This is a genomic window from Xanthomonas sp. DAR 80977 (genome assembly GCF_041240605.1).
GTDB classification, from domain to species: Bacteria; Pseudomonadota; Gammaproteobacteria; order Xanthomonadales; family Xanthomonadaceae; genus Xanthomonas_A; species Xanthomonas_A bundabergensis.
Genome location: NZ_CP162487.1, coordinates 1868759 through 1880948 on the forward strand (window position 1 = coordinate 1868759; position 12190 = coordinate 1880948).

At 70.7% G+C, this 12190-nt stretch carries 10 protein-coding genes; 6 read left to right on the forward strand and 4 right to left on the reverse strand.

Annotated features, from left to right (window positions below; all coding sequences use genetic code 11):
* Positions 1–53 precede the first annotated feature (53 nt).
* Positions 54–977 (reverse strand): LysR family transcriptional regulator, encoded by a 924-nt coding sequence (locus tag AB3X10_RS07885; protein WP_369980517.1) that lies wholly within the window; start codon positions 975–977, stop codon positions 54–56.
* Between the two features lie 183 nt (positions 978–1160).
* On the opposite strand from AB3X10_RS07885, the gene AB3X10_RS07890 reads away from it, so the two are divergent.
* A complete protein-coding gene (locus AB3X10_RS07890) occupies positions 1161–1631 on the forward strand; it encodes a cupin domain-containing protein (protein WP_369980519.1) in 471 nt (156 codons plus the stop codon).
* A 138-nt stretch (positions 1632–1769) separates the two neighbouring features.
* On the opposite strand, the gene AB3X10_RS07895 is transcribed toward AB3X10_RS07890, so the two are convergent.
* Positions 1770–2372 carry a TetR/AcrR family transcriptional regulator gene (locus AB3X10_RS07895; protein ID WP_369980521.1) on the reverse strand — a complete coding sequence of 201 codons (603 nt, stop codon included), beginning with the start codon at positions 2370–2372 and terminating at the stop codon, positions 1770–1772.
* Positions 2373–2512: 140 nt separating this feature from the next.
* On the opposite strand from AB3X10_RS07895, the gene AB3X10_RS07900 reads away from it, so the two are divergent.
* The 4 genes from AB3X10_RS07900 to AB3X10_RS07915 are packed head-to-tail and all read left to right on the forward strand — an operon-like array spanning position 2513 to position 9054.
* Positions 2513–3727, forward strand: coding sequence for an efflux RND transporter periplasmic adaptor subunit (locus AB3X10_RS07900; RefSeq protein WP_369980523.1), 1215 nt, complete (start codon positions 2513–2515; stop codon positions 3725–3727).
* Positions 3728–3741: 14 nt separating this feature from the next.
* Complete coding sequence (locus AB3X10_RS07905) at positions 3742–6891, forward strand: efflux RND transporter permease subunit (RefSeq protein WP_369980525.1); 3150 nt, start codon at positions 3742–3744, stop codon at positions 6889–6891.
* 1 nt (position 6892) lies between these two features.
* Positions 6893–8356, forward strand: coding sequence for an AdeC/AdeK/OprM family multidrug efflux complex outer membrane factor (gene adeC / locus AB3X10_RS07910; protein ID WP_369980527.1), 1464 nt, complete (start codon positions 6893–6895; stop codon positions 8354–8356).
* A gap of 2 nt (positions 8357–8358) precedes the next feature.
* Complete coding sequence (locus AB3X10_RS07915; protein WP_369980529.1) at positions 8359–9054, forward strand: TetR/AcrR family transcriptional regulator; 696 nt, start codon at positions 8359–8361, stop codon at positions 9052–9054.
* On the opposite strand, the gene AB3X10_RS07920 is transcribed toward AB3X10_RS07915, so the two are convergent.
* The gene (locus AB3X10_RS07920) at positions 9051–10289 is read right to left on the reverse strand and encodes an MFS transporter (protein ID WP_369980531.1); all 1239 of its coding nucleotides are present in this window, start codon (positions 10287–10289) and stop codon (positions 9051–9053) included. The two genes, AB3X10_RS07915 and AB3X10_RS07920, sit on opposite strands and share 4 nt — an antisense overlap.
* Positions 10286–10729, reverse strand: a complete 444-nt coding sequence (locus AB3X10_RS07925; protein ID WP_369980533.1) for a MarR family winged helix-turn-helix transcriptional regulator — start codon at positions 10727–10729, stop codon at positions 10286–10288. The genes AB3X10_RS07920 and AB3X10_RS07925 overlap by 4 nt, the downstream gene beginning before the upstream one ends.
* 267 nt (positions 10730–10996) lie before the next feature.
* On the opposite strand from AB3X10_RS07925, the gene AB3X10_RS07930 reads away from it, so the two are divergent.
* Positions 10997–12148, forward strand: coding sequence for a winged helix-turn-helix domain-containing protein (locus AB3X10_RS07930; RefSeq protein ID WP_369980535.1), 1152 nt, complete (start codon positions 10997–10999; stop codon positions 12146–12148).
* Positions 12149–12190 lie beyond the last annotated feature (42 nt).

Below are 12190 nucleotides of genomic sequence, written 5' to 3' on the forward strand. Positions count from 1 at the left end.
CCGCTGCAGCGTGCACGCGCGGCGTGCAGCGCGCTGCGCCTGCGTTCGCGCGCTCAGCTGCGCGCGGCAGTCGCCGGGCGATCGGCTTGCCGGTGGCGCAATGCGTCGATCACCACCTTCAACGCGCTCGACGACTGGCGGCGGCTCGGGTAGTAGGCGTAGTAGCCGTCGAAGGTATCGCACCAGTCGTCCAGCACGCGGCGCAGCCGTCCTGCGGCGAGGTGCTCGAGGACCATCGTTTCCGGCAGGAACGCCATGCCCGCGCCGGCCAGCGCCGCGCGCAGGATCGGCGCGCTGGCGTTGAAGGTCCATTGCCCGTCCACGCGCACCTTCACGTCGCGGCCGTCCTTGGCGAAGTCCCATGGCAGCAGCCCGCCGTGGGTGGGCAGGCGCAAGCCGATGCAGTCGTGCTGCGCCAGCTCGGCCGGCGCCTGCGGCGCGGTGCGGTGCACGAAGTAGTCCGGCACCGCCACCACCGCCATGCGCAGCGGCGGGCTGATCGGCACCGCGATCATGTCCTTGGCGACCTGGTCGCCGAGGCGGATGCCGATGTCGTAGCGCTGCGCGACGATGTCGGCCAGGCCGTAGTCCACGGTCAGTTCCACCTTCAGGTCCGGATAGGCCGGCAGCACCCGCGCCAGCTTGGGCCAGACATAGGCGTCGGCCGCGTGGCCGGCGGTGGTGATGCGGATGGTGCCGGCGGGGCGGTCGCGGAATTCGGCGATCGCCGCCAGCTCGGCGTCGATCTCCTCCAGCCGCGGCGCCAGCGTGTCGAACAGGCGTTCGCCGGCCTCGGTCATCGCCACGCTGCGGGTGGTGCGGGTCAGCAGGCGCACCCCCAGCCGCGCTTCCAGCCCGCGCACGCTGTGGCTGAGCGCCGACTGCGACAGGCCCAGCTGCGCCGCCGCGCGGGTGAAGCTGGCTTCGCGCGCGACGGTGACGAAGGCCAGCAGGTCGTTGAGGGTTTCGCGGGCCATGGTCGCGGGTGCCGGAGCAGGGCATGCCATTCATGCGCGGCCATCATGGGCGATCGCCTGCGTCGGCTTCAACGCCGGCACGCGATTGATGAGCGCTGCTTCTGACGGCATGCGTCTGGGCGGCTGGTGCCGCCGGCGTAGCGCGCCTACAGTCGTTGCAGACTTCCACGCAAGGAGACGCCGATGGACCTGTTCGCCACCGCCATGTCGCTGTCGATGATGGCCGCTGCGGTTCCCGACGCCGAGGCCAGGCCGATCAGGGTCAGCCGTGCCGGCAGCACCGCGTCGGCTGTGGGGCCGGCGGCCTATTTCACCGGCACGGTGCGCATCGATGCGCCGTTCCAGGGCGAGGCGCCAGCGCGGATCGGTGGCGCCACGGTCACTTTCGAACCGGGCGCGCGCACTGCCTGGCACACCCATCCGCTGGGCCAGACCCTGATCGTCACCGCCGGCGTCGGCCGCGTGCAGGAATGGGGCAAGCCGGCGCAGGAGATCCGCCCCGGCGACATCGTGTGGATCCCGCCGGGGGTCAAGCACTGGCACGGCGCCAGCGCGCAGGTGGCGATGACCCACATCGCCATCGCCGAAGCGGTGGACGGCTCGCCGGTGACCTGGCTGGAGCCTGTGTCGGAGAGCCAGTACCGCGGGGAGTGAGTGGTGCAGTTGCGGGGGAGAGGGTGTGCGATTGCGATCGACCTGTAGGAGCGGCTTCAGCCGCGACAGGTATTGCCGATGGAGCCTGTCGCGGCTGAAGCCGCTCCTACCCGTGCACCTCTGGCTGCGAATTCCCAGCTAAGCCCCATAGCCCCCGAAGAACACCTGCAGCGCGCGGCGCGTCGCCTCGCGCAGGTAGCCCGGCGAAGGGTTCTTCAGTGCGCCGAACAGGCACGGCATCAGCGTTTCCGCTTCGAGCAGCCCGGCCAGGTGGCGGGCGGCGATGGTCGGGTCGGCGCGGCGCAGGCGGCCCAGGTCCATCTGCGTCTGCAGGAACACGCCCAGGCGGTGCATGCCGTGGTCCGGGCCGCTCTCGAAGAACAGCAGGCCGATGTCCGAGCGGCCGGACACGCCGATGATGGTCTGCCACACCTGCACCGACTGCGCCGAGCACAGGAACGCCAGGGTGTCCTCGCCCATGCGCTGCAACGCGGTCGGCAGATCGTCCGTGGACTGGGTCAGCGCGGCCAGGATCGGATCCATGAACTGGATCGCCACGCTGTGCGCCACCGCCACGAACAGCTCCTCCTTGGACGGGAAATAGCCGTACAGGGTGCGTTTGGAGCTGCCGGCGCGGGTGGCGATCTGGGTCATCGAGGCGCCCTCGAAGCCGGCCTCCAGGAACACCTCGGCGGCCGCCTCGACGATCGCCTCGCGTTTGGCTTCGGTCCTGACGCGCATCGCTCTGCCGTGGGCAAGGGCGCTTAAGTATACCGGGAGGGCAGAAATGATTGACGACGCCAGATCGCAGGAATAGTATACCGAACCGTACCGTTTACCTTTCCTCCCGCCTGCCTGCGTTCCCATCCGGAGATCCTCCCGTGCGCCCTGTCCTGTCCTCTCGTCTACCGCTGGCCCTGGCCGTGGCGGCCACCCTGCTGCTGAGCGCGTGCGGTTCGCCCCCGGGCGGCCCGCCGCCGCAGGAGGGCACGCCGGAGATGGGCGTGCTCACCGTCGCCACCCGGCCGGTCGCGCTGACCACCGAACTGCCCGGGCGCACGCTGCCGTACCTGATCGCCGACGTGCGGCCGCAGGTGAACGGCATCATCCAGGCGCGCAAGTTCCGCGAAGGCGGCGAGGTCAAGGCCGGCGAGACGCTGTACCAGATCGATCCGGCCACCTATCGCGCCACCTACGACAGCTACGTGGCCGCGCTGGGCAAGGCCCAGGCCACGCTGCGCACCGCGCGGCTGAAGGCCGAGCGCTACCGCGAACTGGTCAAGGTCTCGGCGATCAGCAAGCAGGACAACGACGATGCCGACGCCGCGCTGGGCCAGGCCGAGGCCGACGTCGCCGCGGCCAAGGCCAACGTGGAGAGCGCGCGCATCAACCTGGCCTATGCGCGGGTGGATGCGCCGATTTCCGGGCGCATCGGCAAGTCCAGCGTGACCGCCGGCGCGCTCGTCACCGCCAGCCAGTCCACGGCGCTGGCCACGATCCAGCAGCTGGACCCGATCTACGTCGACGTCACCCAGCCCAGCGCCTCGCTGCTGCGGCTCAAGCAGGCGCTGGCCAGCGGCGAGCTGGAAAAGGCCGACGCCACCGCGGCCAAGGTGTCGCTGCTGCTGGAGGACGGCAGCCCGTATCCGTTGCAGGGACGGCTGGAGTTCTCCGACGTCACCGTCGACCAGAACACCGGCTCCATCACCGTGCGCGCGGTGTTCCCCAATCCCAACGCTGACCTGTTGCCCGGCATGTACGTGCGCGCGGTGCTGCAGGAGGGGACCAAGGACCAGGCGATCCTGGTGCCGCAGCAGGCGGTGTCGCGCAACGGCGCGGGCAAGCCGACCGCGTACGTGGTCGGCGCCGACCACAAGCTGCAGCTGCGGGTGCTGGAGACCGATCGCACGGTCGGCGACCAGTGGCTGGTGCGCAGCGGGCTCAAGCCCGGCGAGCAGCTGGTGGTCGACGGCCTGTCGCGGGCGCAGCCCGGGGCGACGGTCAAGACCGTGCCGTGGCAGCCCAAGGCCGCGAACGCGGCGCCCGCGGCTGCCGCGCCCGCTGCCGCCGCGGCCACGCCGCGCGCGGCGAACTGAGGGCGTCCACCGTCATGGCACGCTTCTTCATCGATCGCCCGATCTTCGCCTGGGTGCTGGCCATCATCGTGATGCTGGCCGGCATCCTCTCCGTCGTCACCCTGCCCATCGCGCAATACCCGAGCATCGCCCCGCCGGCCGTGGCGATCACCGCCAACTACCCCGGCGCCTCGGCCAAGACCCTCGAGGACACCGTCACCCAGGTCATCGAGCAGAAGATGAAGGGCCTGGACCACCTGAGCTACATGGCCTCCACCAGCGAGTCCAGTGGCCAGGTCACCATCACCCTGACCTTCGACAACGGCACCGATCCGGACACCGCGCAGGTGCAGGTGCAGAACAAGCTGTCGCTGGCCACGCCGCTGCTGCCGCAAGAAGTGCAGCAGCAGGGCGTGACCGTGACCAAGTCGGCGACCAACTTCCTCAACGTGCTGGCCTTCACCTCCGAAGACGGCAGCATGAGCGACTCGGACCTGTCCGACTACGTGGCCGCCAACGTGCAGGAAGCGATCAGCCGCGTCGAAGGCGTCGGCGACACCACCCTGTTCGGCTCGCAGTACGCGATGCGGATCTGGCTGGACCCGAACAAGCTGAGCAATTTCAGCCTGACCCCGCTGGATGTGAAGACCGCGATCCAGGCGCAGAACGCGCAGGTCTCGGCAGGCCAGCTCGGCGCCTTGCCGGCCGCCGCCAACCAGCAGCTCAACGCCACCATCACCGCGCAGACGCGGCTGAAGACCGCCGCCGAGTTCGAGGACATCCTGCTGCGCACGCAGTCCGACGGCTCGCAGGTGCGCCTGCGCGACGTGGCCCGGATCGAGCTGGGCAGCGAGAGCTACAACACCGTCGGCCGCTACAACGGCAAGCCCGCCGCCGGCCTGGCGATCAAGCTCGCCACCGGCGCCAACGCGCTGGACACGGTCAAGGCGATCGACGCCAGCATGGCCGAGCAGGAGAAGTTCTTCCCGCCCGGCATGAAGGTGCAGAAGCCGTACGACACCACGCCGTTCGTGCGCATCTCGATCGAAGAGGTGGTGCGCACCCTGATCGAGGCGGTGGTGCTGGTGTTCCTGGTGATGTACCTGTTCCTGCAGAACTTCCGCGCCACGCTGATCCCGACCATCGCCGTGCCGGTGGTGCTGCTGGGCACCTTCGGCGTGCTGGCCGTGTTCGGCTTCACCATCAACACGCTGACCCTGTTCGCGATGGTGCTGGCGATCGGCCTGCTGGTGGACGACGCCATCGTGGTGGTGGAGAACGTCGAGCGAGTGATGAACGAGGAACAGCTGCCGCCCAAGGAGGCCACGCGCAAGTCGATGGGGCAGATCACCGGCGCGCTGGTCGGCGTGGCCCTGGTGCTGGCCGCGGTGTTCGTGCCGATGGCGTTCTTCGGCGGTTCCACCGGGGTGATCTACCGGCAGTTCTCGATCACCATCGTCGCGGCGATGACGCTGTCGGTGCTGGTGGCGATGGTGCTGACCCCGGCGCTGTGCGCCACCTTGCTCAAGCCGGCCAAGCAGCACGGCATGGCCACCACCGGTTTCTTCGGCTGGTTCAACCGCGTGTTCGACCGCGGCAACGGCCGCTACCAGGGCATCGTGCGGCACATGCTGGGCAAGGGCTGGCGCTACATGATCGCCTATGCGGTGCTGCTGGCGCTGGTGGTGGTCGGCTTCATGAAGCTGCCGGTCGGGTTCCTGCCCGACGAGGACCAGGGCACGCTGTTCGCCCTGGTGCAGTTGCCGCCGGGCGCCACCGCGGCGCGCACCGACGCGGTGATCCGCCAGGTCGAGCAGCATTTCCTGGTCGAGCAGAAGGATTCGGTCGCCGGCATCTTCGCCGTGTCCGGCTTCAGCTTCGCCGGCAGCGGGCAGAACGTGGGCTTCGCCTTCGTCAAGCTGCGGCCGTGGGACGAACGCACCGGCAAGGGCCAGAGCGTGACCGAGGTGGCGGCCAAGGCCGGCAAGTTCTTCGCCGGCATCCGCGACGCCAAGGTGTTCGCGTTCGCGCCGCCGGCGGTGTCGGAACTGGGCAACGCCACCGGCTTCGACCTGATGCTGCAGGACCGCGCCAACCTCGGCCACGCCGCGCTGATGCAGGCGCGCAACCAGTTGCTGGCCGAGCTGTCGCAGGACAAGCGGCTGGTCGCGGTGCGCCCGAACGGGCAGGAGGACACGCCCGAGTTCAAGCTGGACATCGATCCGCACAAGGCGGAGACGCTGGGCCTGTCGATCTCCGACATCAACAGCACGTTCTCCAGCGCCTGGGGCAGCACCTACGTCAACGACTTCATCGACAAGGGCCGGGTCAAGAAGGTGATGCTGCAGGCCGATGCGCCGTACCGCATGCTGCCGGAGGACATCGACCGCTGGTACGTGCGCAACAGCGCCGGCACCATGGTCGCGTTCAATTCCTTCGCCAACGCCAGCTGGAGCATGGGTTCGCCGCGGCTGGAGCGCTACAACAGCGTGCCGTCGGTGGAGATCCTGGGCATGGCGATGCCGGGCGCGGCGTCCAGCGGCGAAGCCCTGGCCATCGTCGAGGCCGCGGCGGCCAAGCTGCCGCCGGGCATCGGCTACGAGTGGACCGGCCTGTCGCGGCAGGAGAAGGCGTCCAGCGGCCAGACCGGCCTGCTGTACGGCCTGTCGATCCTGATCGTGTTCCTGTGCCTGGCCGCGCTGTACGAAAGCTGGGCGATCCCGTTCGCGGTGATCCTGGTGGTGCCGCTGGGCGTGCTCGGCGCGCTGCTCGGCGCGGTGCTGACCTGGAAGATGAACGACGTGTACTTCCAGGTGGGCCTGCTGACCACGATCGGCCTGGCGTCGAAGAACGCGATCCTGATCGTGGAATTCGCCCGCGAACTGCACGAGAGCGGCAAGAGCCTGGTGGAGTCGGCGCTGGAAGCGGCGCGGATGCGCCTGCGGCCGATCCTGATGACCTCGCTGGCGTTCATCCTCGGCGTGGTGCCGCTGGTCTTGGGCAGCGGCGCCGGCGCCGGCGCGCAGCATGCGCTGGGCACCGCGGTGATCGGCGGCATGCTGTCGGGCACGGTCCTGGCGATCTTCTTCGTGCCGCTGTTCTTCGTGCTGGTGTGCGGCCTGTTCAAGCGCCGCGCCGGCACGCCCGACGACCCGTCCGCCGCGCGCGTCGCGGAAGGAGCCTGACATGTCCCGTTCCCTGTCTTCCGCACTGGCGCTGGCGGTGTCCGCCGCGCTCGCCGGCTGCAGCCTGATGCCGGCCTACGAACGCCCGGCGGCGCCGGTGCCGGCGCAGTTCGACGGCGCCGCGCCGGCCGATGCGCAGGCCGGCAGCGTGCCCGTCGCCGACATCGGCTGGCGCGCGGTGTTCACCGATCCCAAGCTGCAGCAGGTGATCGAGCTGGCGCTGGACAACAACCGCGACCTGCGCGTGGCCGCGCTCAATATCGACCAGGCCTGGGCGCAGTACCGGGTGCAGCGCGCCGACCTGGCGCCGGGCGTGGACCTGGGCGGCAGCGGCAGCGGCTCGCGCACCCCGGGCGACCTGTCCGGCACCGGGCAACCGCTGGTGGCGCACAGCTACAGCGCCACGCTCGGCATCAGCGCCTACGAGCTGGACCTGTTCGGCCGCGTGCGCAGCCTCAAGGAACAGGCGCTGCAGCAGTTCCTGTCCACCACCGAGGCGCAGCGCAGCACCCACATCAGCCTGGTCGCGCAGGTGGCCACCGCCTACCTGACCCTGGCCGCCGACCAGGACCTGCTGCGCCTGGCGCAGGACACGCTGACCAGCCAGGGCGAGAGCTATCGGCTGCAGCAGCGCAGTTTCGAACTCGGTGCGGCCTCGGCGCTGACCTTGCGGCAGGCGCAGACCACGGTGGAAAGCGCGCGGGTGGACGTGGAGCGCTACACCGCGCAGGTGGCGCAGGACCGCAATGCGCTGCGCCTGCTGGCCGGCACCGAGGTGCCGGGCGAACTGCTGCCGACCGCGCTGCCGGACAGCGCCAGCGCCGACGCCAACGTGTTGGCCGGCATTCCGGCCGGGTTGCCGTCGGAACTGCTGCAACGGCGCCCGGACATCCTGGAGGCCGAGCGCACCCTGCAGGCGGCGAACGCCAACATCGGCGCCGCGCGCGCCGCGTTCTATCCGAGCATCAGCCTCACCGCGTCGGCGGGCAGCGCCAGCGCCGGCCTGTCCGGCCTGTTCAAGGGCGGCTCCGGCAGCTGGAGCTTCGCGCCCAGCATCTCGCTGCCGATCTTCGACGGCGGCCGCAACCGCGCCAACCTCGACGTGGCCAAGGTGCAGCGCGACATCGACGTGGCCAACTACGAGAAGGCGATCCAGACCGCGTTCCGCGAGGTCTCCGATGCGCTGGCCGAGCGCAACACGCTGGGCCGCCAGCTGCAGGCGCAACAGGCGCTGGTGGACGCGTCCGCCGACAGCTACCGGCTGTCGCAGGCGCGCTTCGAGCGCGGCGTGGACAGCTACCTCGGCGCGCTGGACGCGCAGCGCACGCTGTACAGCGCCGAGCAGACCCTGATCAACACGCGGCTGTCGCGCTTCACCAACCTGGTGACCTTCTACAAGGCGCTGGGCGGCGGCTGGGTGGAGATGGCCACGTCCGCGGATGCGACGGCATCGGTGGACCGCTAGCGATGCCGCCGCAGACGGCCGTGCCCGCGCGGGCGCGGCGGCGCGCCCACGGCGCCGCGCGCGAGAAGCGCGCCGCGATCCTGCACGCGGCGCGGCAACTGTTTTCCCGCAACGGCTTCGACAACACCAACATGGACGCCATCGCCGCCTGCGCGGACGTATCCAAGGCCACCGTCTATGCGCATTTCGCCAACAAGGACGCGTTGTTCCGTGCCACCGTGGACGCGATGGTGGGCGAGATGCCGGACCGCTGGGATGCGCTGCTCGCCAGCGGCGGGCCGCTGCAGCTGCGGCTGACCGCGGTGGCGCACGACCTCATGCAGATGACGGCCGCGCCGATGCTGCAGGCGATCCATCGCATGCTCGCGCTGTCCACGCAGTTGTCGCTGCAGCGTGCCGATACGTATTGGGACCTGTGTTTCGAGCGCTACGATCGCGCCATGCAGCGATTCCTGCGCGCCGAGATCCGGCAGGGCAGCCTGGCGATCGCCGACGTGGCGCAGGCGTCCGCGCAGTTCTTCGGCTTGATCGCCAGCGCGTCGGTGTTGCGCGGCTTGCTGACCGGCGCGCCGTTCGTGCCGCAGCGGCCGGGCGCGGAGTGCGTGGAAAGCGCGGTCGCGCTGTTCGTGCGCGGCTATCGCGCGGAGGCGAACCCGGCGCCGGCACCGCGCAGGCGCATTGCCGCCGGCAGGGCTTAGGCGGGCCGCGCGGCCACCAGCGGCCGCGGTTCCCGGATCGGCAGGTTGACCAGCGCTGCGGCCACGGCCAGGGCCATGTCGGCGTACCACATCCACTGGTAGTTGCCGAAGCGCTCCAGCGCCACGCCGCCGAGCCAGGCGCCGAAGAAGCCGCCGATCTGGTGCGACAGCAGGGTCAGGCCGAACAGCGTGCCCAGGTAGCGCGGCCCGAACAGCTTGCCGATCAGGCCGGCGGTGGGCGGGACCGTCGCCAACCAGGTGAAGCCGAGCGCGGCAGCGAACAGGTAGAAGGTCAGCGGCGTCGGCGGCGCGAGCAGGTACAGGGCGATCAGCACCGCGCGGCTGGCGTACATCGCCAGCAGCAGCCACTTCATGCGCACGCGCTCGCCGAGCTTGCCGGCGATCAGGCTGCCGGCGACATTGAACAGGCCGATCAGCGCGATGGCGATGGCCGAGACGCTGGGCGCCAGCCCGCACAACGCGATTTCCCCGGGCAGGTGCGTCACCAGGAAGGCGATGTGCACGCCGCAGGTGAAGAAACCCAGGTGCAGGCACCAATAGCTGCGGTCGCGCAGGGCGATGCGCAGCTGCGCGCGCAGCCCGCCGTCGGGCGCGGCCGCCGTCGCGGTCGTGGTCGCGACCTGCGCCTGGCCCTTGCGGCGCAGCGGCCAGGCCAGCGGCAGGGTCAGCAGCGACAGCGCCGCCATGCCGGTCATGGCCATCGCCCAGCCGGCGGCGCCGATCATCCATTGCACCAGCGGTGCGAACAGGAACTGGCCGAGCGAACCGCCGGCGTTGATCAGTCCGGCGGCGAACGAGCGCTGTTCCGGCGCGAGGCGATGCGCGGTGGCGCCGATCAGCACCGAGAAGCTGCCGGCACCGGCGCCGGCCGCGGCGAGCAGGCCCAGGCTGACGATCAGGCCCCATTCGCTCGGCAGCCACGGCGCCAGGCCCAGGCCCAGCGCCAGCAACACGCCGCCCAGCCACAGCACCGGCAGCGGACCGCGCTGGTCGGCGATGGCGCCGAACACCGGCTGCACCGCGCCCCACACGAACTGGCCGACCGCCAGCGCGAAGCTGATCGCGGCGATGCCGACGCCGCTGCTGCGATGGATCGGCTCGACGAACAGGCCGGTGGTCTGGCGCGCGCCCATGGTCAGCATCAGCGTCGCCGACGCGACGATCAGCAGGCCCCAGTGGCGGCCGGCCTGCGCGTGCGGCGCGGCGGCGCTCATGCCGCGGCGTCCTCGCGATCGGTGCGCAGCGCGCGTTCCAGCTGCCGCAGCTGGCGGTGCAGGGCGCCGATGGCGGCATCGCCGGCCAGCGCGTCGATCCGCGCCTGCGCGCGCTCCCAGTGCGGCAGCGCACGCTTGAGCAGGCGCCGGCCGGCGGCGCTGACCACCACCAGCTTCTGCCGCGCATCGTCGCCGCGGCGTTGCTCGATCCAGCCGGCCGCCTGCATCGGCTTGAGATTGCGCGACAGCGTGCTGCGGTCCATGCCCAGGCGCTCGGCCAGTGCCCCGAGCTGTTGCGCGGTGCCGGCGCGGCGCAGGATCGAATACTCGTTCAGGCTCAGCCCCACGGCGCCCAGTTCGCGGTCGTAGACCTGCGAGGTGCGGCGCGCGGCGCGGCGCAGCAGGAAACAGGTGCAGCGGCAGGGAGCGGTGTCGTCCATGCCCGGCAAAATACGTGCATATGCATGTAATTGGCAAGCGCCGGGTGGGCCGGGATGGGCGGCGTGTCGCCAGCGTTCGCGGGCAAGGCGGGCAGGCATGTCCCGATCGGTCGAAGGCCTGCCGCCGCATGGCGCGGCGCGCGTGCAGTCGCAGCGACGGTGCGCCTCGCCCGGGCACGGCGACGCACGAAGGCGCGCAGGCGCGATCGGGTATCGCCGGCATTGCTATGCTCTGCGGCGCCTTGCGCTTGCCGGAGTGCCGTCCCGATGCCGAACACACGCACCGCCTCGTTCCCGATCGCCGCCGCGCGGGCGCGCGCGCTGTGGCTGGATGCGCAGCGGCTGACCACCCCGGAACCGTTCGGCGCGGGCGCCGAGGCGGTACGCCAGGCCACCGCGCACCTGGGCTACGTGCAGATCGACACCATCCACGTGATCGAGCGCAGCCACCACCACGTGCTGTACAGCCGCATCCCCGCCTACCGCAGGCAGGACCTGGAGCAGGCGCAGGCGCAGGACAAGTCGGTGTTCGAGTACTGGACGCATGCGCTGGCCTATGTGCCGGTCGCCGACTACCGCATGTACGTGGCGCAGATGGCGCGCTACCGCGCGCAGGCGGATGCGGCCGGCACGGTGGATCCCGCCGACTACGCCAGGCTGCTGCGGCGCATCCGCAACGACGGGCCGTTGTCGATCCGCGATATCGACGACGACGTGCTGGTCGAGAAGACCCATCCCTGGGGCAGCCGCAAGCCCTCGCGCACCGCCTTGCGTTACGGTTTCTTCAGCGGCGACCTGGTGGTCGGCCAGCGCAGCGGCATGCTCAAGACCTACGAACTGGCCGCGCGCCATTTCGGCTGGACACGGCGTCCGCGCCCGGCCAGCGACATGCAGCACGCGCAGTACCTGTTGCGACGCGCGCTGCGCTCACAAGGCCTCGTCGGCGTGGATTCGATCTGCTACGGCAATGCCGGCGCCAAGCCGGCGGTACGCGCGCTGATCGCCGCCGCGGTCGCCGCCAGGCGCCTGCTGCCGGTGCATCTGCAAGGGCAGGAGCAGGCCGCGCTGTGGGCGGAACCGGCGCTGCTGGAGCACGCGCCGCCGGTGCCGGACGCCGCCGTCGCGCATCTGCTGTCCCCGTTCGATCCGCTGGTGATCCAGCGCAAGCGGCTGCAGCAGTTCTTCGGCTACGAGCATCGCTTCGAGGCCTACGTGCCGGCGGCGCAGCGGGTGCTCGGCTACTTCGCGCTGCCGGTGCTGGTCGGCGACCGCATCGTCGCCGCGCTCGACCTGAAGATGGACCGCCAGGCGGGCAGGCTGCTGATCCAGAAATGGACCTGGCTGGTGCCGCAGCGGCCCGCGCTGAAGACGGCGATCGACGCGGCGCTGCAGCGCTTCGAGCGCTTTCACCTGCACTAGCGCGGGTGCGGCCGCTCCCGCGCACGGCAGCGCGCAGCGGCG

Bases quoted from the DNA above. Each gene is read 5' to 3' on its own strand.
- AB3X10_RS07925 (WP_369980533.1), bottom strand. From the start codon at position 10,729: ATGGACGACACCGCTCCCTGCCGCTGCACCTGTTTCCTGCTGCGCCGC.
- AB3X10_RS07895 (WP_369980521.1), bottom strand. From the start codon at position 2,372: ATGCGCGTCAGGACCGAAGCCAAACGCGAGGCGATCGTCGAGGCGGCC.
- AB3X10_RS07905 (WP_369980525.1), top strand. From the start codon at position 3,742: ATGGCACGCTTCTTCATCGATCGCCCGATCTTCGCCTGGGTGCTGGCC.
- adeC (WP_369980527.1), top strand. From the start codon at position 6,893: ATGTCCCGTTCCCTGTCTTCCGCACTGGCGCTGGCGGTGTCCGCCGCG.
- AB3X10_RS07930 (WP_369980535.1), top strand. From the start codon at position 10,997: ATGCCGAACACACGCACCGCCTCGTTCCCGATCGCCGCCGCGCGGGCG.
- AB3X10_RS07885 (WP_369980517.1), bottom strand. From the start codon at position 977: ATGGCCCGCGAAACCCTCAACGACCTGCTGGCCTTCGTCACCGTCGCG.
- AB3X10_RS07920 (WP_369980531.1), bottom strand. From the start codon at position 10,289: ATGAGCGCCGCCGCGCCGCACGCGCAGGCCGGCCGCCACTGGGGCCTG.
- AB3X10_RS07890 (WP_369980519.1), top strand. From the start codon at position 1,161: ATGGACCTGTTCGCCACCGCCATGTCGCTGTCGATGATGGCCGCTGCG.
- AB3X10_RS07915 (WP_369980529.1), top strand. From the start codon at position 8,359: ATGCCGCCGCAGACGGCCGTGCCCGCGCGGGCGCGGCGGCGCGCCCAC.